Origin of the sequence: Pseudomonas berkeleyensis (assembly GCF_014109765.1) — a bacterium.
Lineage (GTDB): Bacteria > Pseudomonadota > Gammaproteobacteria > Pseudomonadales > Pseudomonadaceae > Aquipseudomonas > Aquipseudomonas berkeleyensis.
Genome location: NZ_CP059139.1, coordinates 1,928,518 through 1,954,206 on the forward strand (window position 1 = coordinate 1,928,518; position 25,689 = coordinate 1,954,206).

The 25,689-nt window shown below is 63.2% G+C and carries 22 protein-coding genes and 1 pseudogene; 18 read left to right on the top strand and 5 right to left on the bottom strand.

Annotated features, from left to right (window positions below; translation table 11 throughout):
- Nucleotides 1–23 precede the first annotated feature (23 nt).
- The 12 genes from HS968_RS09060 to umuC all read left to right on the top strand — a co-directional run bounded on the left by HS968_RS09060 (nt 24) and on the right by umuC (nt 15,054).
- Nucleotides 24–722, top strand: coding sequence for a hypothetical protein (locus HS968_RS09060; RefSeq protein ID WP_182371043.1), 699 nt, complete (start codon nt 24–26; stop codon nt 720–722).
- Between the two features lie 59 nt (nt 723–781).
- A complete protein-coding gene (locus tag HS968_RS09065) occupies nt 782–4,039 on the top strand; it encodes a coiled-coil domain-containing protein (protein ID WP_182371044.1) in 3,258 nt (1,085 codons plus the stop codon).
- Nucleotides 4,039–4,479, top strand: a complete 441-nt coding sequence (locus tag HS968_RS09070; protein ID WP_238338924.1) for a hypothetical protein — start codon at nt 4,039–4,041, stop codon at nt 4,477–4,479. Before HS968_RS09065 ends, HS968_RS09070 begins: the two co-directional genes overlap by 1 nt.
- Nucleotides 4,480–4,527: 48 nt before the next feature.
- Nucleotides 4,528–8,109 carry a hypothetical protein gene (locus HS968_RS09075; protein ID WP_182371045.1) on the top strand — a complete coding sequence of 1,194 codons (3,582 nt, stop codon included), beginning with the start codon at nt 4,528–4,530 and terminating at the stop codon, nt 8,107–8,109.
- Nucleotides 8,109–9,149, top strand: coding sequence for a hypothetical protein (locus HS968_RS09080; RefSeq protein WP_182371046.1), 1,041 nt, complete (start codon nt 8,109–8,111; stop codon nt 9,147–9,149). The genes HS968_RS09075 and HS968_RS09080 overlap by 1 nt, the downstream gene beginning before the upstream one ends.
- Before the next feature lie 72 nt (nt 9,150–9,221).
- Nucleotides 9,222–9,941 (top strand): hypothetical protein, encoded by a 720-nt coding sequence (locus HS968_RS09085; RefSeq protein ID WP_182371047.1) that lies wholly within the window; start codon nt 9,222–9,224, stop codon nt 9,939–9,941.
- 31 nt (nt 9,942–9,972) lie between these two features.
- On the top strand, nt 9,973–11,688 hold the full coding sequence (locus tag HS968_RS09090; protein ID WP_238338925.1) for a CBS domain-containing protein: 1,716 nt from the start codon (nt 9,973–9,975) through the stop codon (nt 11,686–11,688).
- Entirely contained in the window at nt 11,688–11,924 is a 237-nt protein-coding gene (locus tag HS968_RS09095) for a hypothetical protein (RefSeq protein ID WP_182371048.1), read from the top strand. Before HS968_RS09090 ends, HS968_RS09095 begins: the two co-directional genes overlap by 1 nt.
- A gap of 330 nt (nt 11,925–12,254) precedes the next feature.
- Nucleotides 12,255–12,731 (top strand): hypothetical protein, encoded by a 477-nt coding sequence (locus tag HS968_RS09100; protein ID WP_182371049.1) that lies wholly within the window; start codon nt 12,255–12,257, stop codon nt 12,729–12,731.
- Nucleotides 12,728–13,207 carry a DUF2514 family protein gene (locus HS968_RS09105; protein ID WP_182371050.1) on the top strand — a complete coding sequence of 160 codons (480 nt, stop codon included), beginning with the start codon at nt 12,728–12,730 and terminating at the stop codon, nt 13,205–13,207. The genes HS968_RS09100 and HS968_RS09105 overlap by 4 nt, the downstream gene beginning before the upstream one ends.
- A 145-nt stretch (nt 13,208–13,352) precedes the next feature.
- Nucleotides 13,353–13,790 (top strand): LexA family protein, encoded by a 438-nt coding sequence (locus HS968_RS09110; RefSeq protein ID WP_182371051.1) that lies wholly within the window; start codon nt 13,353–13,355, stop codon nt 13,788–13,790.
- A complete protein-coding gene (gene umuC, locus HS968_RS09115; protein WP_272970989.1) occupies nt 13,753–15,054 on the top strand; it encodes a translesion error-prone DNA polymerase V subunit UmuC in 1,302 nt (433 codons plus the stop codon). The genes HS968_RS09110 and umuC overlap by 38 nt, the downstream gene beginning before the upstream one ends.
- Nucleotides 15,055–15,380: 326 nt before the next feature.
- Here the strand turns inward: umuC and HS968_RS26635 are convergent, their stop codons facing one another.
- The gene (locus tag HS968_RS26635) at nt 15,381–15,959 is read right to left on the bottom strand and encodes a methyl-accepting chemotaxis protein (RefSeq protein WP_238338961.1); all 579 of its coding nucleotides are present in this window, start codon (nt 15,957–15,959) and stop codon (nt 15,381–15,383) included.
- 18 nt (nt 15,960–15,977) lie between these two features.
- Nucleotides 15,978–16,799 (bottom strand): annotated as a pseudogene (locus tag HS968_RS26640) (PAS domain-containing protein); the annotation flags it as partial.
- On the opposite strand from HS968_RS26640, the gene HS968_RS09125 reads away from it, so the two are divergent.
- The 3 genes from HS968_RS09125 to recX all read left to right on the top strand — a co-directional run bounded on the left by HS968_RS09125 (nt 16,798) and on the right by recX (nt 18,902).
- The gene (locus HS968_RS09125; protein ID WP_182371053.1) at nt 16,798–17,298 is read left to right on the top strand and encodes a CinA family protein; all 501 of its coding nucleotides are present in this window, start codon (nt 16,798–16,800) and stop codon (nt 17,296–17,298) included. The pseudogene HS968_RS26640 and the gene HS968_RS09125 overlap by 2 nt on opposite strands.
- Nucleotides 17,299–17,385: 87 nt before the next feature.
- A complete protein-coding gene (gene recA / locus HS968_RS09130; protein WP_182371054.1) occupies nt 17,386–18,429 on the top strand; it encodes a recombinase RecA in 1,044 nt (347 codons plus the stop codon).
- An 11-nt stretch (nt 18,430–18,440) separates the two neighbouring features.
- Nucleotides 18,441–18,902, top strand: coding sequence for a recombination regulator RecX (gene recX, locus HS968_RS09135; protein WP_182371055.1), 462 nt, complete (start codon nt 18,441–18,443; stop codon nt 18,900–18,902).
- A 7-nt stretch (nt 18,903–18,909) separates the two neighbouring features.
- Here recX and HS968_RS09140 read toward each other — a convergent pair whose 3' ends face one another.
- Nucleotides 18,910–19,785 carry a DUF6685 family protein gene (locus HS968_RS09140; protein ID WP_182371056.1) on the bottom strand — a complete coding sequence of 292 codons (876 nt, stop codon included), beginning with the start codon at nt 19,783–19,785 and terminating at the stop codon, nt 18,910–18,912.
- 135 nt (nt 19,786–19,920) lie between these two features.
- On the opposite strand from HS968_RS09140, the gene HS968_RS09145 reads away from it, so the two are divergent.
- On the top strand, nt 19,921–20,142 hold the full coding sequence (locus HS968_RS09145) for a DUF2835 domain-containing protein (protein ID WP_179624496.1): 222 nt from the start codon (nt 19,921–19,923) through the stop codon (nt 20,140–20,142).
- A gap of 87 nt (nt 20,143–20,229) precedes the next feature.
- Complete coding sequence (locus HS968_RS09150) at nt 20,230–21,252, top strand: quinone-dependent dihydroorotate dehydrogenase (protein WP_182371057.1); 1,023 nt, start codon at nt 20,230–20,232, stop codon at nt 21,250–21,252.
- Nucleotides 21,253–21,340: 88 nt separating this feature from the next.
- Here the strand turns inward: HS968_RS09150 and rmf are convergent, their stop codons facing one another.
- Nucleotides 21,341–21,556 (bottom strand): ribosome modulation factor, encoded by a 216-nt coding sequence (gene rmf, locus HS968_RS09155; RefSeq protein WP_003244273.1) that lies wholly within the window; start codon nt 21,554–21,556, stop codon nt 21,341–21,343.
- A 419-nt stretch (nt 21,557–21,975) separates the two neighbouring features.
- Between rmf and rlmKL the strand changes: the two genes are divergently transcribed.
- On the top strand, nt 21,976–24,156 hold the full coding sequence (gene rlmKL, locus HS968_RS09160; protein ID WP_182371058.1) for a bifunctional 23S rRNA (guanine(2069)-N(7))-methyltransferase RlmK/23S rRNA (guanine(2445)-N(2))-methyltransferase RlmL: 2,181 nt from the start codon (nt 21,976–21,978) through the stop codon (nt 24,154–24,156).
- Nucleotides 24,157–24,225: 69 nt separating this feature from the next.
- Here the strand turns inward: rlmKL and dacB are convergent, their stop codons facing one another.
- Complete coding sequence (gene dacB, locus HS968_RS09165; protein WP_182371059.1) at nt 24,226–25,662, bottom strand: D-alanyl-D-alanine carboxypeptidase/D-alanyl-D-alanine endopeptidase; 1,437 nt, start codon at nt 25,660–25,662, stop codon at nt 24,226–24,228.
- Nucleotides 25,663–25,689 lie beyond the last annotated feature (27 nt).

The window sequence follows — 25,689 nt, forward strand, 5'->3', positions numbered from 1 at the left end:
CAAAATGTCACTATGAGCCGACGATGGCTGAGATGCAGCAAAGCCCTGACTGCTGCCCTAGCTGCGGCGTTTACTATTCCAAGGTTGCTGCCCAGCCAGCTATGGCCGCAGCTGCGATCCCGGCCCCAGCTCTCAAGGTTACCTTCGCGCAGTGGGCCAATTCCAACCCAGCAGTCAAGTGGATCGCCGCGCTAGTCGTGGGGCTGATCGTCGGCTATTTCGCCGGTCGTGAGCACGTCAAGTACGAGATCCGCAGCGCCATGGCTGAGTCCCTTGCTGGGCTCGGGTCTCTTTTTGGGGGCGACTCCAAGCCTGCCGCTGATGCGAACAAGCCGAAGCCTCCGGCTTCGGCGCCGAAAGCCGCGCCGAAAGATGCCCCTATAACGGCTCAGCTCGTCCGCAAGGGGTTCGTTGAGGGTGAGTATGGCCAAAGCCAGATCACAACCGATTTTGTTTTCACCAACCGAAGCCCTGCTGATATCCGGGCCTTTGATGGCGTTATTCTCGTTACCGATCTGCTAGGCAACGAGATTATCCGCATTAACATGGCCGTGAATGAGCTAGTCGCCAAGGGGGCGCCGTTGGTGTGGTCGGGTGGTATCGACTACAACCAGTTCCTTGATCGACACCAGCGCTTCAGAAATGAGCCGCAGGAGAATCTCAAGATCTCGTTTGAGGTCAAAAAGGTTCTCTATGCTGATGGCAGGCTGGAGCAGTTCTAGCCGGCCCCTGATCTACAGAAACCCGCTTCGGCGGGTTTTTTATTGCCTGGAGAAAAGTGATGTCCGTTCGTGATCGCCTGATCCAGCTCACCCTGCGCGCCCGTAACTTCCTGAGCGGCGATGTAGCGCCGGCCACCGAGTCGATGCGCGAGCTGACCGAGGAAGGGCGCCGGCTCAAGGCGAGCATGGATGATGTGGGCCGCGCCCGTGGCCTGGCTCGCACCCTGCGCGACAACCAGCAGGCCACCGAAGGCTTGGCGCGCAGCCAGGCCGACGCCCGCGCGACTCTGGATGACCTGACCCGCGAGATCGGCGACAACGCCACGGCCACGGCTGGCCAGCGTATCGCCTTGCGTGAGGCGCGGCAGACGCTGGAGGAGGCCGAGCGCGCCTACAAGCGCAACCAGCAGGCTATCAAGAACACCACCAGCGAGCTGAAAAAGCTGGGGGTGGATACTGACAACGTGGTGGCCGAAGAGAAGCGGCTGACCGGCGAGCTGGACGATGGCAAGCGGGCGCTGGCCGCCAACCGCGAGGCGATCCGCGAAAAGCGCGTCGAGGAAAAGAAGGCCGCCGACACGGCCAAGGAACACGCTGACCGCATCGACGCCGCCAAGGGGGCGATGGCCAGCGGTGTGCGCCAGGTGGTGGCATTCGCGGCTGCTTACGTCTCGCTCAATGCTGCCATGGGGCTTGTTAGGTCAGGGCTCAACTTGGTGCGTGATGGCATTCGAGCCATTGCGATGGAGGGCTCCGACAAGCAGCAGGCTCTGGCCCAGCTGGAGGCCACGCTGGCGTCCACGGGGCGGCAAGCCGAGTTCACCACGCAGCAGCTGCTGGACATGGCCGATGCCATGGAAGCCAGCTCGATGCTCACTGCCGAGCAGGTTCAGTCGGCTCAGGCGCGTTTGCTGTCATATACGGACGTGGCAGCGAACGAGTTCCCGCGTGCCCTGCAGATCGCGATTGATCAGCAGCAGCGGCTTGGCATCAGTGCCGAGGCATCGGCTGAGATCGTTGGCCGTGCGCTGCAGTCGCCGTCCAAGGCCATGGCCGCGCTTAGTCGGCAGGGCTTCACCCTGGAGGCTGGCCAGCAACGCCTACTCAAGCAGTTGGAAGCGACCGGCCGGATGGCCGAAGCGCAGTCCATCATCATGGACATGCTCACCGAAGCCTACGGTGGTGCAGCAGCTGCAGCGCGCTTGAATACGGCGGCTGGCCTCTGGAAGGGGATCACGGATCGTATCGGCGACTTCACTAGCCGTGTCGCCAACTCGGGCGCGTTTGACTATATCCAGCGCAAGCTTGTGGAGGTGAGCGACGGTCTGGACGCCATGGCCAACGACGGCCGACTTGATCGCCTCGCGCAGAGCCTGTCGGATGCGTTCGTGTCCGGCTCTGAGGCGCTGTCGCAGTATGTCGAGAAGCTGGCCACGGTCGATTTCGAAGGGCTCGCCGCGCGTGCTGCCCGAGCTGCCGAGCAGATTGGCCCGGCTATCGAGAGCACGGTGCAGGCGGCGCGCGTTGTCGCTGCCACGTTGACCACGGTGTGGAACGGCTTCGCCGGCACCGTGAACGCGGCCGGCGCTGCCCTGGTGCTGGCAGTACAGCAGACAGTTGGCCGGCTGGGGCTTGCGATTGGCCAGATTGCCGAGATGTTCGGCAACAGCGATCTGCGCGCCAAGGCCGATGGTCTGTACAACTTCCTCGGCGAGCTGAGCCAGGGTTATGCCGAGCAGGCCAAGACCGACTATCAGCAGATCGTCGACGCCTGGGACACGACCACCGAGCACGTCAAGGCCAAGGCGAAAGAGCAGACTGAGACCATCAGCCTTGAGAGCGTCAGCCAGGCCGACTTCGTGCGCCAGGCTGTCACCTCGATGCAGGGCGCCCTGGATCAGATCAGTGCGGCCAAGACGGTCGCGCAACTGCGCCAGGTCGGCGATGAGATGTATGCCGCGTATAAGCGTGGCGACATCAGCCAGCAGGAATACTCGGCCAGCTCGGTCGAGTTGAATCGCCGCTTGGCCGCCCTGGGTGGCGCTGCCAAGAGCATGGCCGGTGACGTTGGCATTGCGGCTGAAAGCCTCAAGTCCCTGGCCGACGTCCAACGCGCCATCAGCGATGCCAAGACGGATCGCGATATCGCCGCCATCCGCACGGCGTTGCAGGCGCTATACAGCACCGGCCAGGTGACGGCGGCTCAGTACAACGCCGAACTGACCAAACTCAACGCCCGTCAAAAGGAGCTGACCCAAGCCCTGCAGGGCAGCAAGAAAGCCCAGGACGATAAGAACAAGTCCGACCAGCAGGCCATCGTCACCTCTGAGCAACTGCGCCGCGAAAGCGGCAAGCGTATGGAGGCCGAGCGCAAGGCGGGCGGCGCCGCGATGGAGCAGCGCCGCAAGGAGTCCAGCGATGCCAAGCAAGATATGGGGGCGCTGGAGGGCTTCTTTACAGGGGTCATCACTCGTGCTCGCGAGGGCGCGGCCGGCTTGAGTCGGGCCGCGCTGGAGGCGTTCGACGCACTGCGGGGCATCAGCACTGCGGCGCCGGCCATCGACACCAGCAGTCTGGAGGACACCCGGCGCAGTTTGGAGCAGGTAGGCAAGGCGATTGCCGACGTGCAGGCTGGCCTGTCACGCCCGCTGAGCGGCCTTGGTCGTTGGGCGCTCGAAACCCAGCGCGATAGCCTGAAAACTCAGGAAGCGTTCCTGGCTCAGAAGGCCTCGCTGCAATCGCTCATGCACAGCTATGAGCGCGGCGCCATCAGTGCACAGCGTTTCGTCAAGGCCGCTCAGGGCATGAAGTCTACGCTGGGCCTGCTCGATGATTCCGACCTGAGTGGGCTGGAGTCAGCAATCGACGCCGCGACCCAGCGCATGAAGCAGATGGGCGACTCGACCCGCAGCACGCTGGAGAGCCTGCAGGACGAGCTGGATGGGTTGCAAGGCCGGCAAGACGACATCGAGCGGCGCCGCTTCGCTGCCCGCCAGCGCGAGCTGCAGGCGCAGCTGGCCGAGGCGCAGGCGGGCGGCGATACCCAAGCGGTGGCCAATGCCGCGCGTGCCCTTGGCCTGCTGCGGCAGATCGAGAGCGAAAGCGCACAGCAGCGTCAGGCCGAGGAACAGAAGAAACGCATGGAAGCCCAGCAGGCGACGCAGCCCGCTGCCACTCAGCAGCCGGCGCCGGCACCCAGCAAGGTCATCCGGCTGGAGGTGCCGGGGCGTGGGGCAGTGAATGTTGGCGTCTCGTCTGATGCTGACGAAGCCAAGCTGTTGACCGTGCTGGAGCAAGCCGGTTTGAGGAGCGTGTAATGCAGCTGACTCTGGATAGCCTCGACCTTGCTGCCGATCCGAAGCTTGGCGGCGAGCAGATGGAGTGGGTGGACGAATGGGACTGGAACGCCATCGAGCAAGAGCAGGAGCGCTCGCTGACCGGGGCGCTGATCGTGCAGGAGGGCGTCAAGCTTTACGGTCGCCCGATCACCTTGGCGAGCAATGGCGGTGCCTGGTTCCCTCTGGCCACCGTTCGAGCGCTGGAGGCGATGGCCGGCGCGCCGGGTGCTGTACACCTGCTCACGTTGCCGACCGGCGATCAGCACTACGTGACGTGGAACCGCGTCGCCGGCCCTGTTGTGCAGGCGGTTCCGGTGCACCGCACCGTCGCGCCGGGGCCTGACTGGCTCTATCAGCTCACCCTGCGCCTGATCACCGTGGCGCCGCCACCTTCACCCGACCCAGAACCTGCACCCTGACAGCAGCCCCGCCCATGCGGGGCTTTTTTATGCCCGGAGAAAAGTGACGTGGCGATCAACAAAGACGATGTGAAGCTGCTGAAAAGCCAGCGCCTGACCGACGAGAGTGACGGCGGCGGCCGTGCCACTGGCGTTGCCGTGGTGTCTGGCGAAGTCAACAACGTGTTCCCCGACATCAGCCGGCTCGACCGCACCACCGGGCGCATCAGCCTGCGCAAGCTGTTCGCGGGCGTGATGACCACCAACGATGACCGCTACCTGGGTGCGCACGGCATCGTCACTCAGCGCCCGGCAGATCCGCGCGTCAGCGTGCTGCTGTTCAACACTGGCAGCCAGACCGACGTTCGCGCGAATGCCCGCAACGCCATCGAGAGCTACGTGACCCCGGCGTCGCCAGCCACCTTCGAATTGCTGGGCACACAGCTGCAGGGGCAGCGCGCCATCGCTGGTGTGCAGCGCGAGGAACAACGCATCCCCGAAATCGGCGAGGTGTTCCAGCTCACCACCGCCACCACGTCGCAATACGTGCGGGTGACGGATGTCAGCAGCCGGATGGAAACCTTCACGTGGGAATACACCGCCGGCAACTTCGTGAACTTCGACCGCCGCCGTCTGGATCTGTCGATCAGTGCTCCGCTGCTGTCGTCTTTCCCCGGTGGCCAGGTCACGCCGGCCGGCACCACGTCGAACTCGCTCGACCAGTTGCCGAAGGCGCGCGTGCTGTCGACTCAGGTTGCCGACGCTGCCCGTTACTTCGGTATCAGCCCGCTGGCCGAGGCTGTTGCACAGGGCGCGCTGAGCCTGCGTGTGCAGTCCGTTTACAGCCAGCTCGTGCCGAGCACCACGAAAGAGAGCGCCCTGGTTGATCTGCTGGCCGGCTATCAGCGACAGCTGTATCTGCCCGCCGGCCCGGCCCGGACTATCTCGCTGAGTGTTGCTGCGAGCAGCACGGTCGGGGAGTCGCGCACGTTCCTCGGCACCGGCTGTGCACCCGGGACGCTGACGCTCACTGCCAACGGCGGCGTGTTCGGCGATGACCGTAAGGGCGGCGTGCGCTACGTGTCCGGCAGCAACTGGATCACTGCTGGCACCGTCGATTATCAGACCGGCGAAATCACTCTGACTCGATCCGGCACGAGCTGGACGGGCACCGCGTCGGCGACCTACCAGCCTGGCGCTGCCGCAACCGGTGACACCGTGACTGGTGAGGTGGAAGTGACGCTGGGCAATCGCGGCTATGTGTACACGCTGAACCTGAGCGACGCGATTCCGCGCCCAGGCACACTGTCGGTGTCGTTCATGGCACTGGGTCGCTGGTACGAGCTGCGCGACCTGGGCGACGGCCTGCTGACCGGCCCGGGGGCTGGCACAATCTCGTTCGCAACCGGCTCGGTGTCGTTGACCCTGAGCGCATTGCCGGACGTGGGCAGCTCGCTGGTGTTCAGCTATATCAGCTCGGCCGACAACGCGATCACCCAACGCACGGGCGGCAGCATCGTGCCGAAACTGGAGGTTCGATTCACTCTGCCGCACACCGGCATCATGCCGGGCTCGGTGGCGATCAGTTATACCGCCGGTACGGCGCGCACGTTGAGCGATGACGGTCACGGCAACCTGTCAGGCACGGGTGGCACCGGCACGATTTCGTATGCCTCGGGCGAGGGCGTGTTGCTGCTGGCGGCAACGCCCAGCGCCGGCATCAGCTACAGCTATGAGCAAGGTTCGGTCACTGATACGCCGCTCAGCGTCAGCAGCGACGGCAGCGGCATGGCCTCGTTCACCATTCCGGGCGCCCCGCTCAAGCCGGGCAGCGTGCGGATCGACTGGCTGACCACCCAACGGCAGGCCGCCCCGGCGATCAACTGGGACGTGATCGAGAGTGGCAACGCGCTGCCCGTCTACGATGGCCAGCGCGATGTCGCGCGCTCGGCCAGCGACAACGGCAGCGGCGGCTGGCAGGGCGGCATCAGTGGCAGCATCAACTACACGACCGGTGCCTGCACGCTGCAGGTTGCGCGGCTGTACAACTACACCGAGTACACCTACAGCAATCGCAGCAAACGCAATTTCGACAGCGGCCGGCAGACCGAGCCGGTACTGGTGACTACCAACGTCGAGCTACGCGAGCAGTTCGGCGGCACGTTGTCGGCGAAGGCTCAGGCGGCTGGTGTGATCAGCACAGAGCGCACCTACAGCCAGGCCCAGCCGCCGATCACGTTCGAGCTGTTGCCGGGCGTAGCCGAGGCCATCGTGCCGGGCTCGCTGCTGTTCAGCTGGAACGGCGCGATCTACACCGACCGCTCGGGCATCCTGTTCCGCGACATCGCCACCAGCACCAACGGCGGCGTAGCGGTCGGGACGGTGAACTATGCCAACGGCTCGGCTGTGCTCAACAGCTACGGCGGCAATGCCTCGGGGGCAGTGAGCATACTGGCATGCCTGACAGCGGCGACCGGCTTCAGCGTGACGGCGGCGACCTTCCGCACGCCTGGTGCGCCGCTGCGTGCGGCCAGCACCCAGGTAACGGCGGTGCGCACGGACACAGCTGAGATCATCACGGCCTCGGCGAACCTCAACGGCGAGTTCACTCACCCGATCATTCGCGGCACTGTCGATATCGCCACGGGCATCGTCAGGCTGGTGTTCACGACTGACCCGGATGACGACACGGGCGCGAGCGACGTGCCGGTGATCCCGCTGCTGACGCGCTATAACGCGGTCGTGCAAACCCAGCTGCCGCTGGATGCCGGGCTGCTGGGTCTCGACCCGGTGCGCCTGCCGGCAGATGGCCGCGTGCCGATCTACCGACCCGGCGACGTGCTTGTGATTCACCACACCGCCGAGACCAACGTGCCCAGCCCGAGCGCTGGCGGCACCGTGACGCTCGACCGTGGCGAGCAAGCCGAGATCCTGGTGGTGGATGCGAACGGCGTAGAGCTACGCGCGTCCTCGTACAGCGTCGACCGCGAGGCCGGCGCCGTGACCTGGGCGAACCCGCTGGTGCTGCAGAACGAGGCGGGCGAACCGCTGACGCTGCCGCTGGTGATTCTTGATCGCGTCGAGCACATGACCATGTGCACCGAAGTGCAGATCACGGGCGAACTGGCATTCAGCGCGCCGCTGCCGTGGGATCTGCCGGCCGGGGAGGCCTACGTCTCCAGCGCCGTGACTTGGGGCGACCTGCAGGCTCGTGTGCATACGTGGTTCACGCAGCAAACGTGGAGCACGGGTGCGCCGAACTGGACGGATCTGCCCGTCGGCAACACGACGACAGCGCAATACAACAGCCTGGCTTATCCGCCGATCATCACCAACCGTGGTGCTGTCGATGGGCGCTGGGCGTTGGTGTTCACCAGCTCGACCGCGTTTCAGGTCGTCGAGCAGCAGCTGGGCGTGATCGCCACCGGCAACATCACGACGGACTGCTCACCGGTCAACCCACTGACGGGCGAGCCGTTCTTTCTGATTCGCTGGCAGGGCTGGGGTAGTGGCTGGGCTGCGGGGAACGCCGTGCGCTTCAACACGGACTCGGCGCTCGGGCCGCTGTGGTGCATCCGCACCGTGATCAGCGGGCAGGGCACCGTTGACGATGATCAGTTTGAACTGCAAGTGAGGGGGGATGCGGACTGATGGCCAGGTTTTATCAGAGCACCGACGCCGGCGCTCCTGTGCTGGATATTCCGGCATCAGCGGGGGCCGTCGATATTCGCCGGTTTGGCTGCCTCAAGCAGATTCTGATAGCCGTGCTCGTGAATGGGTACGGCTCTGGCGGAAGTGCGAAGCCAGCAGCGGGCTGGGCATTGATCCAGGAGGGTGATCGAACGATCACCCTGCGCAATGCCTCGGGTAGCTACGTGACGTTCTCGTCCTTCTACTTGTTCATGTCCCCAACCAACTTCTCGGGAGACCAGTTTTACCGGATATACCTGCACAACACCTACACGGGGATTGTGAATGGTGTGCCGCAAGGGGAGGGGGTGGTAACTGGCACTGCGGCGGGCAACTCAGTGCCGCATTACTGTGGTTCTACCTATCAGTTTCAGTACGCAAATACGGCGCTATGGACGTTGCTCGCGGATGACCGAAGTTTCTGGTTTATGCACCACTGCAACCCTTATGGAAACTTTACTAATACCAACGTCCTCGACCAGAGTCTTGCCGTTGGGACTTGGAACAATTGCTTTTATGTCGGCGATGATTCTCAGGGAAGTTTCATTGCGGTGGGTGGCCAACTCACCAGCGCAGTAAACGCTATTACGGCGCCCTACTTTGATCATCAGGCTATAACTACCCTGCGGAATCCTCACACGGGGTTGTTGATTGACACGGGGGGTGCCCCAGCTACCACGCAGGTGGTAAGTCTTTTCTCTATTTCTCCCTCAACTGGTGCCACCGTCTTTTACAAAGACGTAATGAACATGTGTCCTATCGAATGGGCATGTGCCAGCAAGTATGCGGGCAACTTGCGCGGCGGCTTTCTCGATGTAATGTCTGGACACTCCAGAGGGGACATTATTTACCGTGCGCTGATTCAAGATGTAAGTCCTGTGCGGGCCACTCATATCATGACTCCGTCACTAATGGCGGACGGGTACTCGTACTTAGTTCCCATGTCACAAACTAACCAGGGCCGCCGCTGCGTCATATCGGATAACCCTGCTCTCTGGTAACTAACAATGCCAATAACAACTAGCGTTGTTCCTGCGGCGGCACAGCTGCAGCCTGAGATTGGGCGTCGTTCGGTGCGCTTCCGGTTGCTTCGCGACGGCCAGGTCACGGCATCTGTGAAGCGTGTTCGCGTCGTCCGCGGTTGGGATACCGGCAGCCAGCTGGATATTGGCGAGCCGACGGTCGATGGCGAATTCACTCGCGAGGTCAGCATTCCCATCCAGCTGCTGGTCGACCGGGGCGAGTGGGCGGTGGTGGCCATCGACGATGCAACGCCGCGCCTTGCGATCACGCAATATCTCGACCTGTCGCTGGGTGGGGTGTTCACGCTGAACATCACCAGCGGCAGCGGGGGCGACGTGACAGACCCGGCATTGGTTGACGCCAGCGTGCGAGTCGACCGTCTGCCGGCCGTGCGTGAGGTTGTTGTGATCGAGCGACCGGCTACTGGCGAGTGGCGCATCGCCGGGCGCGGCCAGACCGATGCGGACGGCCTGGCCAGCATCGACCTTGCCGTGACCGGCGGGCGCGTGTTCGCCGTGGCTGTCGATGACTACGGCGTTGCGTTCTCGCCGGGCCTTGTCGTCGCGGTCGGCCAGCGCATCCGTCCGAGCGTGTTCGCGGGTGTGCTGTACGAGATCACCGAAGCCGGCACGCTGCCGCCGACCGAGCCCGATTGGTGGCCAATCACAGTTGAGGACTCGCGCGAGCTGGGCACCGGCCGGGCGGTCGCCCGTCGTTACTACCGCCCGCTTGCGCACGGGCCTTTCCCGGTGGAGCTGGTCGATGATTAACGCAAGGGTAGGGGGGCGCTGGTCTCGCGCTGTGCCCGCTGATCGCGCGCCTGATAGCGTGCCGTGGAACGCCCTGCTGGCAAGCGACCTGCAGGCCCGGGCAGGTTGGGGGCAGGCCATCGCGCAGCAGATCCGCTCGCGGGCAGAGTGGGGCGCTGTGCCGGCGCTCGATGCTGCATGCTTGCATGGCTGGGGTGCAGCGGCTCCAGCAACTGCCGCGCCCTGGGGCATGCCCTGGGGGTGGGTGCCGGTCTGTGATATGGGCCTGCGCGGTAGCTGGGGCAATCGGCTACGGCCGCTCGATGTGCGCCTCCGGCTGATCTACAACCCGAAGCCAGCGGCAAAGGATGCGTTTGTGCGTGGGCGGGCCAGGCGCTCGAACGAGCACGGCCCGCGCTTCGATGCTGCTGCAGCGGTTGAGGCCAGTCTGTACGTGCCCGGCAGCTCAGCGCTGTCGTTCTCGTTCAGTGGCCAGCGCTACACGCCGCCGTCGTCGCCGCTGGTGTTCTTCGACTTCCGCTATGAGCCTGAGCGCCCGCCGATCCAGCCGACCGACACGGGCGGCCAGGCGCTGCGCTGGGAGTCCGCGCGCCGACTCAACCAACGGGCATGGCTGCCGTGGGGCAAGGCGCGGGTGCTCGACGGGCGACTGACTGAGCTGCCGTATGTCGACTATCCCGGTCCGGTCAAACCGCTGCCGGAGCCGCCGCCAGATCCGACCATTCTGGATACCTACATGATTGCGAATACCGTCAACCTCGTGGCGTTGCCGAGCCGCACGCCTATCGAGGCGAAGAACATCAAGATAGGGCTCGACGCCGATTCGTTCAGCTGGTCGTTCAGTGCGGACATTTTCACTCGCGCCGCCCTGGAGCTGGTGCAGCCAGATGCCGGAGGTGCCGGCGAGCTGGAGCTGGATATCAACGGGTGGAAGTGGGTCGTGCTGGTCGAGCGCTATAGCCGAAAGCTGCAGTTTCCGACCGAGGCCTACACCATCACCGGGGCAACCCGTGGCCAGCTGCTGGCGGCGCCCTATGCGCCGTTGCGCAGTGCGCTGAACTCGGCGCCGATCAATGCCGCGCAGGCGGCAGAAGGCGAACTGCAGTTCACCGGGTTTACGCTCGACTGGCAGGCAACTGACTGGACTTTCCCGGCCGGCTCGCTGAGCTACCAGAGCCAGACGGCTATTCAGGTCATCGCCCGGCTGGCCGAGACGGTGGGCGCCGTTGTGCTGCCGTCTCGCGATAGCGATCACATCGACATCGTGCCGCGCTACCCGGCGCCGCCGTGGGAGTGGGGCCAGGTAGACGCGCCCATCGAGCGCATCATCCCGCCCGCGATGATGACCGACCTGGGCGGCGAGTGGACGCCGCAGCCGGCGTGGAATGCCTGCTACACCTCGGGCACCTCGGTCGGCTGCTCGATGCTCGTGCGTCGCGCCGGCACTGCCGGCGACAACCCAACGCCCGACGTGTTCGACGACTGGCTGACTGACCAACCTGCCAACCAGGCGCGCGGCACGCACGAGCTGAGCAAGGGCGGCAACATCGAGATTGTCAGCGTGACCATTCCGCTGTTCCCGTTCAGCGATGACCACGGCGTCGGACTGATCCTGCCGGCGCACCTGTACCGGGTGCCCGAGGAGGCTGGCCCTTGGGTCGGCCTGTGCCTGGGCGTGGACATCAGCGCCGAAGGCACCGGAGCTGTGCGCGTGCGTCAACAGATCAAACTGGAGCGGCACCACTGATGGCAACGATCAATCCCTGGAAGCGCTTCATCGGCCTGCTGCCTGGTGGCGTGCGCACCGTGGCCACCGTGCGCAGCATCAACACGTCGGCCGGCACGAGCGAGGCGGAATTGCGCACTGGCACGCGCGTCACCGTTCGCGGTGTCGACGTGCCGGTGAACAGCAAGGCCTACATTGCGGACGGTGTGATCACTGGCCCTGCGCCGGATCTGCCGCATTTCGACGTAGACGTATAACCGGGCGTGAGGAGGCGGGCTCTGCCCCAGGCTGCCGCAGTTCTTGTCGGACGACTCCGATCTGTTCGGGGGCCTCGATATCGAGCCAGGCCCTGGGCTGCTCGCCGCGTATTCCCTGGACGCTGTGAATGCGGATGGCAATGCCAGCGCTTAGCGCTGCTGCCAGTTCCTCTGGATCGGTGCCGGGTTTTACGTACAGCTCGACCACTTCATCAACCTTGCGCGCAACGACAAGTCCCATAACGCCTCCCTGCTGGGTTTGTGAACTAGCAGGGTAGACCATACCCAACCAGCCCGCTCAGTGCGGGCTTTTTTGTGCCTGGAGAAAATATGACTCTATCTGAAATCCGTGATCAGGCGATCACGCCTGCGCTTGCGCTGCTGCCGCCTGCCATGGGCAGCAAGGCTGCTGTTGTCTCGCTGTTGGCCAACGGCCTGCAGGAATCCCGCTTCACTCACCGTCGCCAGATCGGCGGGCCTGCTCGTGGCTTCTGGCAGTTCGAGAAGGGTGGTGGCGTGCGTGGTGTGCTGCGCCACACCGCCACTGCGGGGCATGCCCGAGTGCTCTGCGAGGCGCGCGGGGTGCCGGCAACCGAGGATGCGGTATATGCCGCCCTGGAGCATGACGATGTGCTTGCGGCTGGCTTCGCCCGACTGTTGCTGTGGTCAGATCCTCGGCCGCTACCGGCGCTCGGTGAGGTGGCTGCTGCATGGGATTTGTACATACGCACCTGGCGCCCCGGTAAACCACATCGACGCACCTGGGCTGCGCTGTATGCGCAGGCACTGGAAGAGGTGGCGACATGATCGCCGCACTAGCAGAACGCTCGATGGTGCTGGGCATCGTTGCGGCGCTCGGCTTCCTGGGGGGCTGGAAGGTCAACGGCTGGCGGCTGGGCGAGGGGATTGCCCAGGGCCAGGTCGAGGCCGTCACCGTCGTTCGCGTCGTCGAGCGGCAACAACAGAGCGTCGCAGACGCAGAGGGGCAAAAGGGTCATGACCAACTTGAAGGGCTGCGGCGTCGTGCTGCTGATGCTGGGGCTGCTGCTGACGGGTTGCGCAAGCAAGCCAGCAGCTTGGCCACTCAGCTCGCTACCTGTAATGCCGGAACTGCCGGCGAGCGCACGGCAAGGGAAGGCGCCGCCGCAGTGTTCGTCCGGGTGCTTGGTGAGATGGAGTCAGAAGGGCGTGCAATGGCAGAAGCAGCTGACCGTGCCCGAGCTGCAGGCCTCACCTGTGAGCGAGTCTATGACGGAGTGAAGGCAGTAGTGGATCAAAGATAAAAGGCCCGGCGCCGGGCCTTTTTCGATTTTGCTTCCTCGCGCCAATGGTGAGCCTTTCCTTTTGTCGACTCCTTCGATCATGGCATTGACGCTGATCGTGCCAATGCAAATACTGTTTGCATATACAGTATTCGGGTGCTCAGATTTGGACAGCGTCACCATCCTCGGCCAGGTTGAAGCTGGTGGTATCGAGGTTCCTTACTTCCTCCCCAGTGTCCCGGCCGGCTTCCCCAGTCCGGCTCAGGATCATCTTGAGCAACGCATTTCTCTCGACGAACTGTTCGGCCTGCACCGCCCGCAGATCTATCTGGCGCGCGTAGCGGGTGAAAGCCTGCAGGGCTTGGGCATTCTCGATGGCGACTTGGTGCTGATCGACAAAGCCGCGAAGGCCAAGCGGGGCGATGTGGTGATCGCGTGCGTCAACGGGGAACCGCTGCTCAAGATCCTTGGCGGTGATCAGCACCAAGTCATCTTGCTGTCGGCCAATCCCCATTACCCGCCGCGCTACGTGCTCGAGGCAGAGGAGTTTCAGGTGTGGGGTGTCTATGTCGGCTTATGCCGCCAGGGGCGCCACTGTGGCTGACCGCGTGTTCGCGCTGATCGACTGCAACGCCTTCTACTGCAGCTGCGAGCGTGTGTTTCGGCCTGACCTGGCGCGCGTGCCCATCGTCGTGCTGTCCAACAACGACGGCTGTGTCGTCAGCCGCACGAGCGAGGCCAAGGCACTGGGCATCAAGATGGGCGAGCCGTGGTTCCAGATCCGCAAGGCGTTCGAAGCGGCAGGCGGCATGGCGTTCAGTTCGAACTATGCGCTGTACGGCGATATGAGCGAGCGGGTCATGACCGTGATTGAAGGCCTGGTGCCGGCCTTGGAGGTATATAGCATTGATGAGGCCTTCGCCGAGCTGACCGGCGTGCTGGGCGACCTAGATGCGCTGGGTCGGGAGATCCGCGCTCAGGTGCTGGCGTGCACCGGCATACCGACCGGCGTTGGCATCGGCCCCAGCAAGACGCTGGCGAAGCTGGCCAACTACGCGTCGAAGCGCTGGCAGAAGCAAACGGGCGGTGTGGTCGATATCCGCGATCCGGAGCGCCGCGCGAAGCTGCTGGCGGCAACGCCGGTCGGTGAAGTGTGGGGCGTTGGCCGCCGGCTGACTGCTCGCCTGGGTGAACTGAACATCAAAACCGCTGCCGATCTGGCCGCTGCCGACGCATGGACACTGCGTAAACAGTTCAGCGTGGTACTGGAAAAGACGGCGCGTGAGCTGCGCGGCATACCCTGCCTGGAGCTGGACGGGGAGGCTCCGCCAAAACAGGAGATCTGCTGCAGCCGGATGTTCGGCAAGCGCCTGCACGGACTGCCGCCCATCCGCGAAGCGGTGGCCACTTACGCCGCCAGGGCGGCCGAGAAGTTGCGGGCTCAGGGCTCGGTGTGCAAGCGGGTGCGGGTCAGCATCCGCACGGGCATGTTCAACCCAGACGAACCCAAGTTCGCCCGAGGGATTATGTGCGAACTGCCGTACCCAAGTGACGACACCCGACTGATCACCAAAGCAGCGCTGGACGGCCTGGAGCAGGTCTACCGCCCCGGCTTCGCCTTCAGCAAAGCAGAGGTGCTGCTGCTCGATCTCTGCCAACGCGGCGAGTACACCGACGACCTGTTCGCCCCGACCCAGCCCGAAGCCTCGCGCCAGGTTATGGCGGTGCTGGATGCTGTGAATGCGAAGTGGGGTAGGGGAACGCTACGCCCAGGCGTGGTGCCGCCGACGCCTGGGTGGGGGATGAAGCGCGAGTTGATGAGTCGGAGTTTTACGACCGACCTTGGGTCGTTGTGGGTTGTCAGATGATGCAAGAGGCCCGGTGCTGTGGGGATACCCTGCGGCACCGGGCCTTTTTTTGTGCCTGCGATTTGGCTGGGGCAGATTTGGGGCAAACCATACGCCACTCTATGCCACCTGATGCCGATAAAGACATCAATGCACTAAGTGGAATACCCGGTCTAGCCCAGTAAATGCTGGCTTTACATGGAAAGCGACCAAATACGCCAGCACAATCGGGGTGTGTGCTGAGAGATCGGTCATGCCGGGCCTTACGTGCGGTAGGTGTGACGAAGCCGGGAATTTTCCCATACTTCGCCCCTCACGTGGGCTGCGAATATGACGCGATTACCTCTTCAGTCGGTGAAGGTCACCGAGAACTGGGCCACGGCTTCGACCACGCGCTGCGATTCGCTGCGAATCTCACGAATCACCTCGCCGGCCTGGTTGGCCAGGTCGACGCTCTGCCGTGCTCGTTCCTGGGTCGTGGCCATGCTGGAGACCGCGTTGCGCGCGAGACTCTGGTTCTGCTGAACCACGCCATTGATTTCCTGGGTGGCCTGGCTGGTGCGTGAGGCAAGCTGGCGAACCTCGTCGGCGACGACCGCGAACCCGCGACCTTGCTCGCCCGCGCGCGCAGCCTCGATCGCTGCGTTGAGCGCCAGCAGGTTGGTCTGGTCGGCGATGCTGCGAATGACTTGGACGATGCTGGTGATCTGTTCGGACTGCTTGTTCAGGCCCTCTATCTGTTCGGCCACATTGGCCAGCTCGCTGGCAATGTCGGTGACCACGGCTACCGTTTGCGCCACGGTGCGGGTGCCATGATCGGCAGATACGTCAGTTTCCTTGGCGATGTCATGGGCAAGCTGGGCGGCTGCAGCTTCCGAATCGCGCCGTTCCACCTGGGCAGTGATGTCGCTGGCGAACTTCACCACGCCATAGAGTCGACCGCTGGCGTCGTACAGCGGGTTGTAGGTGGCGCGCAGCCAGACCCGCTGGCCCTGCTTGGTGACACGGCAAAAGCGATCAGACATGAATTCGCCCTTGTTCAGACGAGTCCAGAACTGCCGGTAGTCATCGCTGCGGCTGTCCTCGCTCAAGCAGAAGATGCGGTGATGCTGGCCAATCACTTCCTCGCGGCGATAGCCCATCAGGTTGAGAAAGTTCTGGTTGGCGCTCACCACCTCGCCTTCGAGGTTGAACTCGATAACTGCCATCGAGCGGTCGATGGCCTTGATGTAGCTCTCGTGCATGTGTTCGACGGCCACCTGGCGGGTGATGTCGGTGGCGATCTTCATCACCTTGGTCACTGCACCTTGAGCGTCACGTATCGGCATGTAGGTGGCCTCGAGCCAGACCTCCTTGCCATCTCGCGTCAGCCGAGGAAATCGGTCGCTGAAATGTTCGCCCTGGCGTAGACGCTGCCAGAATTGCTGGTAGGCGGCGCTCTCACTCAGGTTGCGAGAGCAGAACAGACGATGGTGCTGGCCGATGATCTCCTCCAGGCGGTATTGCACCACGGAGAGGAAGGCATCATTGGCGTTGAGGATGATGCCATCGGGCGTGAACTCAATCATCGCCATGGATTGGCGAATGGCTTGCAGCTCTGCTGCTCCCTCGTTTGGCGCGTCCTTGTGCTCCTTGTTCCGTGACAGCCACATGGTCAGTGCCTCCTCTTGCTCCATCGCAAGAATTAACAGTAGACGACGTTTGTGGTTTCCACCGGCTGGGCAAGCTGTGTAGGGTTTGCAGTTCAATGATGGAGGAGCGGGCATGGACAGGATCAGCGAACTGGCTGAGCAACTGGGTAAGGCGTTGAAAGCGCAAGGGGCTCAGGTCACCACGGCCGAGTCGTGCACGGGAGGCGGTATCGCCGAGGCCATTACGCGTATTCCCGGTAGTTCGGCCTGGTTTGAAGCCGGCTATGTCACTTATTCCAATACGCAAAAGAGCAAGCAATTGGCGGTGCCGGCCGCATTGTTCACGAGCGTAGGCGCCGTCAGTCGCGAAGTGGTCGAAGCGATGGTGCGTGGCGCGCAGGGCAATAGTGGCGCGCGCTATGCGGTGGCTGTCAGCGGGGTAGCCGGGCCTGATGGCGGTTCTGTGGAAAAGCCGGTAGGTACCGTCTGGTTGGCCTGGGGCGATGGCGAGCGCTTTTTCAGCGTACGCAAGCAGTTTGCGGGTAACCGCGATCAGGTACGCCGACAAACGGTCGAGACCGCTCTGGCGGGGCTTCTGCGCCTGTTGGCGGAGGAAAATCCGGTTATGGGGTAGGCGGGCGGCTTGCCCTGTGGAATAATACTGGCTACTTATACAGTTGTTGGCGGCCATCGAGGCCCTTGTTAATACGTGAGGATGGTAATGGACGAGAACAAGAAGCGCGCTTTGGCGGCTGCCCTGGGTCAGATCGAGAAGCAGTTCGGCAAAGGCGCGGTCATGCGCATGGGTGACCATGAGCGTCAGGCCATTCCGGCCATTTCCACTGGCTCGCTGGGGCTGGATATCGCCCTGGGCATTGGCGGCCTGCCGAAAGGTCGTATCGTCGAGATCTACGGTCCGGAATCCTCCGGTAAGACCACACTGACCCTGTCGGTGATTGCCGAAGCGCAGAAGCTGGGCGCGACCTGTGCGTTCGTCGATGCCGAGCACGCCCTGGATCCTGACTATGCCGGCAAGCTCGGTGTCAACGTCGATGACCTGCTGGTGTCGCAGCCGGATACCGGTGAACAGGCTCTGGAAATCACCGACATGCTGGTGCGCTCCAACGCCATCGACGTGATCATCGTCGACTCCGTGGCTGCCCTGGTGCCCAAGGCGGAAATCGAAGGTGAAATGGGCGACATGCACGTTGGCCTGCAGGCTCGTCTGATGAGCCAGGCGCTGCGCAAGATCACCGGCAACATCAAGAATGCCAACTGCCTGGTGATCTTCATCAACCAGATCCGCATGAAGATCGGCGTGATGTTTGGCAGCCCGGAAACCACCACTGGTGGTAACGCACTGAAGTTCTACTCCTCGGTTCGTCTGGACATCCGTCGTACTGGCGCGGTGAAGGAAGGCGAGGAAGTTGTGGGCAGCGAAACCCGCGTGAAGATCGTCAAGAACAAGGTCGCTCCACCTTTCCGCCAGGCCGAATTCCAGATCCTTTACGGCAAAGGCATCTACCGCAATGGCGAGATCATCGATCTCGGCGTGCAGCAGGGCCTGGTCGAGAAGTCGGGCGCCTGGTACAGCTACAAGGGCAACAAGATCGGTCAGGGCAAGGCCAATGCGGCCAAATTCCTGGAAGAGAACCAGGAAGTGGCGCGCGAGATCGAAGGTCTGATTCGCGAAAAACTGCTGGTCAGCAGTGCTCCGGCCAAGGCTCCGGCTGCCGATCTGGCTGACGCCGAAGTCGACTTCTAAGTTCTTCTGTAATGACCGTTGTGCTGGATAACCCGCTCGCCGTCAGGCGGGCGGCCATGGATCTGCTGGCGCGGCGCGAGCATGGGCGGGTGGAGCTGACGCGCAAGCTACGCAAGCGCGGCGCTCCTGACGAGCTGATCGAGGCTGCCTTGCAGCGGCTGGCGGAGGAAGGGTTGCTTTCCGAGGCCCGTTATCTGGAAAGCTTCATCGCCTACCGCGCGCGCTCCGGTTATGGCCCGCAACGTATCCGTGAAGAGCTGGGGCAACGTGGCCTGGCGCGTAGCGATATCGAGCAGGCACTGCGTGACAGTGGCATCGACTGGTTCGAGCAACTGCGTGAAACCTGGCAGCGAAAATTCGCCGGGCAGCTACCGGCCGATATCCGTGAGCGCGCGCAACAAGGCCGTTTTCTTACCTATCGTGGTTATTCGCTGGAGATGATCGGGCGTCTGCTGCGTGGTTGTGACGAATAACTTGCGGCTATTCCATCACCAATTGACGCAGGTAGGTCAGCACATCAGGCGCTCCTGCCAGGCGTAGGCCTTCGCCCAGTGCGGTCGCTTCCAGATGTTCTTTGGGTAGCAGAAGAAACTCGGGAGAGCCCGTGGTCTTCAGCAGTGACAGGCGAGCGTAGGGCAGACCATTGTCCAGCAGCAGGCCCATGAAGCTCGGGTCGCTCCAGGCTTCACCTGGCATGGAGAGCACGTGGTAGCGCCTCTGCAGATTGTCCAATCCCGCGGTATTGAGGCTGTAGCGAACCAGATTGGCTGGCAGTAGCACTTCCAGCCCACGCATGCGTGCGTAAGCGATGGCGCTGGCGAAGGCTTCGCCCTGTTGTTCCCCTGCCCAGAAGGTGCGAGTGCCGCGCCAGTTGGCCTGGCGCAGCTCGATCGAATCGCCTGCGAGGAAGCGCGGCAACGGCAGGCTGATGGTCTTGAGGAAGTCCTTGTAGCTGATGATGCGAATCTGCTTGCAGTGTTCGCTGGCCGCATAGTCCTCGAAGCTGGCGTACCCCGGTGTCGCGGTGCTGCAGGCAAAGCCATCGATCATGCGCAGGTCGAAGGATTGCAGTTGCTGGGTCTGTGCCTCCACCACCTGAGTCAGCGCGGAGTGTGCCTGGGCCTTGTCCTCTTGAACGGGGCCGGAGAGGGCGCCGCGAGGCAGGTTGAGCAGCCGTTGCAGTTGTGGGGTTTCGTGCCAGCAGATGCTGTCGCCAGGTGTCGGCAGAGCCTTGAAGGGCAGATGCAAGGTGCTGGCCCTGGAAAAAATTTGCCGCGAGCCGCGTCCGATCAGCCCCAGGCGTTGTGCCAGGGCGGTCAGGCGAGTGCTGAGGGTGGAAGGCTCGGACAGGCTCATGGCCGGCTGATCGCTCCTGAAGCGTCTAATGCAGTGTGGCAGACACTGGCGGCTATTGCCCATACAGTCGGGTGTACGACGGTGGCTGTACGGGGTTGTGGCAAAATAGCCGCATTCATTTGCGAGGGTGCCTCCATGCCCAGCTTGGTGCTGGATATTGCGTTATCGGCCGAACGGTTGCAGGCGGTCTATCGTGGCCATGCCAACCGGATTATTGCGCAAAGCCGCGACGGCCGTCGCGTCAGTTTACCGGCCCATCACCTGCGGCCCTATCTGACTCATGCCGGCATCTATGGTTCCTTCGTGCTGGAGTTCAGCAGTTCGGGCGAACTCTTGAGCTTACGCCCTTTGCCTTGATCTGGCGCGCTTGCCTCGCGTCCAGTGCGTGCGCGCGGCTATAATCGGCGGTCTGCCCATCCTTCACCTGTCGAGCTGAGCCTGCCCATGTACTCCCTGGCCCGCGAGCTGCTGTTCAAACTCTCCCCGGAAACCTCTCACGAGCTGTCCATCGATCTGATCGGTGCGGGCGGCCGCCTGGGGCTCAATGGTTTGCTGACCAAGGCGCCGGCCAGTTTGCCAGTGTCGGTCATGGGCCTGGAGTTTCCCAATCCCGTCGGCCTTGCCGCCGGTTTGGACAAGAATGGCGATGCCATCGACGGCTTTGCTCAGCTCGGTTTCGGTTTTGTCGAGATCGGTACCGTCACGCCGCGGCCGCAGCCAGGCAACCCCAAGCCACGTCTGTTCCGTTTGCCGGATGCCGAGGCGGTGATCAACCGCATGGGGTTCAACAATCTGGGTGTCGACCACCTGTTGGCGCGTGTGCAGGCGGCGAAATTCAAGGGTGTGCTGGGTATCAACATCGGCAAGAACTTCGATACGCCGGTCGAGCGAGCGGTGGACGATTATCTGACCTGCCTGGACAAGGTGTATGCCCATGCCAGCTATGTCACGGTCAACGTCAGTTCGCCCAATACGCCCGGGCTGCGCAGTCTGCAGTTTGGTGATTCGCTCAAGGAACTGCTCGAAGCGCTACGCCGCCGCCAGGAAGATCTGACCCAGGAGCATGGCCGGCGTGTACCGCTGGCGATCAAGATAGCGCCGGACATGAGCGACGAGGAAACCGCTCTGGTGGCTGCGGCGCTGCTGGGCGCGGATATGGATGCGGTCATCGCTACCAACACCACGCTCAGCCGTGAGGGTGTCGAGGGGCTGGCGCATGCCGACGAGGCCGGTGGTCTGTCTGGCGCGCCGGTACGCGACAAGAGCACGCATATCGTCAAGGTGCTGGCAGGGGAGTTGAGCGGACGTTTGCCGATCATTGCCGTCGGCGGTATCACCGAGGGCAATCACGCCGCGGAGAAGATCGCAGCAGGTGCGAGCCTGGTACAGATTTATTCGGGGTTCATCTACAAAGGGCCGGCGCTGATTCGCGAAGCAGTGGATGCCATCGCCGCCTTGCGTAAGTAGACAAATAAATAGGGCTCCCGAAGGAGCCCTTGGGCTTGCGCCCGCCGCCCGGAGGGGGTCGGCATGGTGAAGTCGGGTGTGATCCTGATCAGCCGACAGCGTGAAGTTCGTTGAGGCGATGAATACCGGCAGTGCCGGTCAGCCCATCCCAGTTGTCGCCACGGCCCTCACGCCAGCCATTGAGCCAGGCCTGACGAACCGAAGGTAGGGTAAAGGGGCATAGTTCGCGGGATTTACCATTGATGCCGTACTGATAGCCGCGCAAAAAAGCTCTTTCTAACGGATCACGCTTAAGTCTTCTCATAGGGTGTTGCCCTCACTGTTGACTGTTATGTCCCGTTGGCCTTGTAGCAAGGCCTGGCAGAGAGTTTCTGCCTGCGGAGGTTCACTGCCGGCGTGGCGAACCTCCTGCGCTTTCGCCGTTGCAACGAAAGCCTAGGTAGAGTTCTAACGAATGCACCGGGGCCTGTGAATGATCGATTTGTCATAAGGGCTTAACCGAAGTGTAGGTGAAGCCATAACGAGCCTGGTCAAACGTCCAGGCATCTTTGGGCAGGCAGCGTGAGGCCTGGCTATGGCGGGTCGCTTGGTCAGATTGCCATTGCAAATGAGACTGCTGCTTATTCCGACGAAGGGTCGCGTTGTGACACTTTGTCACTTATTTTTAAGTCGAGGCGCTGCCTGAAGCGCGCCTCCCCGAATGCCATTGGCACTGGATACTCCATGTCCGAGCGTTATGAAATCGTACTGACCTGCCCCAAGGGGCTCGAAACCCTGTTGCTGGAGGAGGCCAGGTCGCTGGGGCTGGAAGAGGCGCGTGAGCAGACTGCTGCCGTGCGTGGCCAGGCCGAGCTGGAAACCGCCTATCGCCTGTGCCTGTGGTCGCGTTTGGCCAACCGTGTGCTGCTGGTGCTGTCGCGCTTCTCCATGGCCAATGCCGACGATCTCTATGACGGCGTGCAGGCAATCGACTGGCGCGACCATCTGGAGCCATCCGGCAGCCTGGCGGTCGAGTTCAGTGGCAATGGTTCGGGCATCGACAACACGCACTTCGGTGCTCTGAAGGTCAAGGATGCCATCGTCGACCGTCTGCGCACGGCGAGCGGTGAGCGCCCGAGCATCGACAAGCTCAACCCGGATCTGCGCGTGCACCTGCGTCTGGATCGCGGTGAGGCGATTCTCTCGCTGGATCTCTCCGGACATAGCCTGCACCAGCGCGGTTATCGCTTGCAGCAGGGCGCCGCACCGCTGAAGGAAAACCTGGCAGCCGCCGTGCTGATCCGCGCAGGCTGGCCGCGCATCGCTGCCGAAGGTGGCGCTCTGGCCGACCCCATGTGTGGCGTGGGCACTTTCCTCATCGAAGCGGCGCTGATGGCCGCCGACATCGCTCCCAACCTCAAGCGTGAGCGCTGGGGCTTCAGCAACTGGCTGGGGCACGTGCCGGCGCTGTGGAAGAAACTGCATACCGAGGCTGAGCAGCGTGCCGCTGCCGGCTTGGCCAAGCCGCCGCTGTGGATTCGCGGCTACGAAGCTGATCCGCGCTTGATCCAGCCTGGGCGCAACAACGTCGAGCGTGCCGGTCTATCCGATTGGGTGAAGATCTACCAGGGCGAGGTGGGCAGCTTCGAGCCGCGTCCGGATCAGAATCAGAAAGGCCTGGTGATCAGCAACCCGCCGTACGGCGAGCGGCTGGGTGATGAAGCCAGCCTGCTGTACCTCTACCAGAACCTGGGCGAGCGTTTGCGCCAGGCATGCCTGGGCTGGGAGGCTGCAGTGTTCACGGGGGCACCGGAGCTGGGCAAGCGCATGGGCCTGCGCAGTCATAAGCAGTACGCCTTCTGGAACGGCGCGTTGCCGTGCAAGCTGCTGCTGATCAAGGTGCAGGTCGAGCAATTCGTCACCAACGACCGGCGTGGCCGTGTCGAGGATGAGCAGACGCCAGCTGAGGCGCCGACGCAGGTTCTGCTCTCCGAAGGCGGACAGATGTTCGCCAATCGTCTGCAGAAGAACCTCAAGCAGCTGGGCAAATGGGCGCGCCGCGAAGGCGTCGAGTGCTACCGCCTGTACGATGCCGACATGCCGGAATATGCCCTGGCGATCGACCTGTACCGCGATTGGGTGCATGTGCAGGAGTATGCCGCACCCAAGTCCATCGATCCGGACAAGGCCCAGGCACGACTGCTCGACGCCTTGGCGGCCATTCCCCAAGCGTTGGGTGTGGCGCAGAACCGCGTGGTGATCAAACGCCGTGAGCGTCAGGCCGGCACCAAGCAGTACCAGCGCCAGGCCAGCCAGGGCGAGTTCATGGAGGTGAGCGAAGGCGGCGCCAAGCTGCTGGTCAATCTTACCGACTACCTCGACACCGGCCTGTTCCTCGACCATCGCCCGTTGCGCCTGCGTATCCAGCGCGAGGCGGCCGGCAAGCGTTTCCTCAACCTGTTCTGCTACACCGCCACGGCCACCGTGCATGCGGCCAAGGGCGGCGCACGCAGCACCACCAGTGTCGACCTGTCGAAGACCTATCTCGATTGGGCGCGGCGCAACCTGTCGCTCAACGGTTTTTCCGACAAGAACCGTCTGGAGCAGGGTGATGTGATGGCCTGGCTGGGCGAGGATCGTGGCGAGTACGACCTGATCTTCATTGACCCGCCAACCTTCTCCAACTCCAAGCGTATGGAAGGGGTATTCGATGTGCAGCGCGACCACGTCGAACTGATCGACCTGGCCATGGCGCGTCTGGCCCGTGGCGGCGTGCTGTACTTCTCCAACAACTTCCGCAAGTTCCAGCTCGACGAGGGCTTGGCGGCGCGCTACCAGGTGGAGGAAATCAGTGCACAGACCCTCGACCCGGACTTCGCGCGTAATTCGAAGATCCACCGCGCCTGGCGTCTGACCGCCCATTGATTCCATAGCCCGGCTGTAATCCGGGGGGCCTTTGATCCTGGCCCCGGATTGCACCGGGCTATGTGCTTGTCAGCGTTTGGGCTGGCTGTAGGTGTCGAGCAGCACCTGATCGAGAATCGAAGTGGCGCCCCAGGGTTTCGGGTCGTTGAGGATGGCGACCACGGCCCAGTCCTGGCCATTGCTGTCGCGGCTGTAGCCGGCGATGGCGCGCACGTTGTTCAGGGTGCCGGTCTTGATGTGCGCCTCGCCCACCAGCGGCGTGCGCAGCAGGCGCCTGCGCATGGTGCCATCCATCGCTACCAGTGGCATCGAGCTGCGGAATTCCGCGGCGTAGGGGCTGCGCCAGGCTGCCTGGAGGATGGCGGCCATTTCCCGGGCGCTGATGCGCTCGGCGCGTGAAAGACCGGAGCCGTTTTCCAGCACCAGGTGCGGTGCGGTGATGCCCTTGCGTGCCAACCAGCTGCGAATCACCCGTTGTGCGGCCATGGCGTCGTCCTGGTCGGCCTCGGTGCGGAACTGCGCGCCGATGCTGAGAAACAACTGCCGGGCCATGGTGTTGTTGCTGTACTTGTTGATGTCACGGACGATCTCAACCACGTCCGGCGAGAAGGCGCGTACCAGCAGACGAGCATCTTCGGGCAGCGGCGCGAGGCGATCCTTGCCGAGGATCTTGCCGCCCAGCTCCTGCCAGATGCCTCTCACGGCGCCGGCGGCATAGCTGGGGTGATCGAGCAGCGACAGGTAGGTCTGCGCGGTGCAGCCTTCGGCCAGTTGGCCGGTGACGATCAGCGTGGTGCCATCGAACTGCTCCACGGCGTTGTAGCGCACATCCGGCCAGGCCGGGCAGGTGCCGGCCTTGAGCAGGCGCACCTGATTGTCGATGCGTATCGTGGCGATCGGCGGATCCATGGCGATGGAGACCTTGCCGCCCTCGGCGCGGGTGATGAAACGCTGCGCCTTGAGGTTGACCAGCAAGGAGTCGGGCGTGACCAGGAAAGGCTTGTTGGCATCGCCGCCGTCATCGTTGAACGCCGGCAACTGCGGCGCGACGAAGAAGCTGCGGTCGAGCACCAGATCGCCCTGTACCTGGCGTACGCCGTTGATGCGCAGGTCGCGCAGCAGCAGCCAGAGCTTTTCCATGTTCAGCTTGGGGTCGCCACCGCCCTTGAGGTAGAGGTTGCCGTGCAGCACACCGTCCTTCACCGGGCCGTCGGCGTAGAACTCGGTTTTCCACTGGTGGTTGGGGCCGAGCAGCTCCAGTGCCGCGTAGGTGGTCACCAGCTTCATGGTGGAAGCCGGGTTGACCGACACATCGGCGTTGAATTGCAGACCACCGCCCTGGCCGCCCAGGGGCACGGTCATAACCGAGAGGGAGTTGTTGGAAATCTTGTTGGCCTTCAGCGCCTGCTCGACCTTGGCAGGCAGGGCGCCATTGGCGGCATGGCAGGAGAGGGCGAGGGGCAGTAGCAGGGCGCTCAGCGCCAGTTGGCGAAACCGCTGGATCATGTTGGAAAACCTTGCGCGCTCGGGCGG

Excerpts from the sequence above, each read along its gene's own strand:
- rlmKL (WP_182371058.1), top strand. The coding sequence starts at position 21,976 with ATGTCCGAGCGTTATGAAATCGTACTGACCTGCCCCAAGGGGCTCGAA.
- HS968_RS09125 (WP_182371053.1), top strand. The coding sequence starts at position 16,798 with ATGGACAGGATCAGCGAACTGGCTGAGCAACTGGGTAAGGCGTTGAAA.
- HS968_RS09150 (WP_182371057.1), top strand. The coding sequence starts at position 20,230 with ATGTACTCCCTGGCCCGCGAGCTGCTGTTCAAACTCTCCCCGGAAACC.
- HS968_RS09080 (WP_182371046.1), top strand. The coding sequence starts at position 8,109 with ATGGCCAGGTTTTATCAGAGCACCGACGCCGGCGCTCCTGTGCTGGAT.
- HS968_RS09095 (WP_182371048.1), top strand. The coding sequence starts at position 11,688 with ATGGCAACGATCAATCCCTGGAAGCGCTTCATCGGCCTGCTGCCTGGT.
- HS968_RS09145 (WP_179624496.1), top strand. The coding sequence starts at position 19,921 with ATGCCCAGCTTGGTGCTGGATATTGCGTTATCGGCCGAACGGTTGCAG.
- HS968_RS09100 (WP_182371049.1), top strand. The coding sequence starts at position 12,255 with ATGACTCTATCTGAAATCCGTGATCAGGCGATCACGCCTGCGCTTGCG.
- HS968_RS09070 (WP_238338924.1), top strand. The coding sequence starts at position 4,039 with ATGCAGCTGACTCTGGATAGCCTCGACCTTGCTGCCGATCCGAAGCTT.
- rmf (WP_003244273.1), bottom strand. The coding sequence starts at position 21,556 with ATGAGAAGACTTAAGCGTGATCCGTTAGAAAGAGCTTTTTTGCGCGGC.
- HS968_RS09140 (WP_182371056.1), bottom strand. The coding sequence starts at position 19,785 with ATGAGCCTGTCCGAGCCTTCCACCCTCAGCACTCGCCTGACCGCCCTG.
- umuC (WP_272970989.1), top strand. The coding sequence starts at position 13,753 with ATGTCGGCTTATGCCGCCAGGGGCGCCACTGTGGCTGACCGCGTGTTC.
- recA (WP_182371054.1), top strand. The coding sequence starts at position 17,386 with ATGGACGAGAACAAGAAGCGCGCTTTGGCGGCTGCCCTGGGTCAGATC.
- HS968_RS09065 (WP_182371044.1), top strand. The coding sequence starts at position 782 with ATGTCCGTTCGTGATCGCCTGATCCAGCTCACCCTGCGCGCCCGTAAC.
- recX (WP_182371055.1), top strand. The coding sequence starts at position 18,441 with ATGACCGTTGTGCTGGATAACCCGCTCGCCGTCAGGCGGGCGGCCATG.
- dacB (WP_182371059.1), bottom strand. The coding sequence starts at position 25,662 with ATGATCCAGCGGTTTCGCCAACTGGCGCTGAGCGCCCTGCTACTGCCC.
- HS968_RS09060 (WP_182371043.1), top strand. The coding sequence starts at position 24 with ATGGCTGAGATGCAGCAAAGCCCTGACTGCTGCCCTAGCTGCGGCGTT.
- HS968_RS09105 (WP_182371050.1), top strand. The coding sequence starts at position 12,728 with ATGATCGCCGCACTAGCAGAACGCTCGATGGTGCTGGGCATCGTTGCG.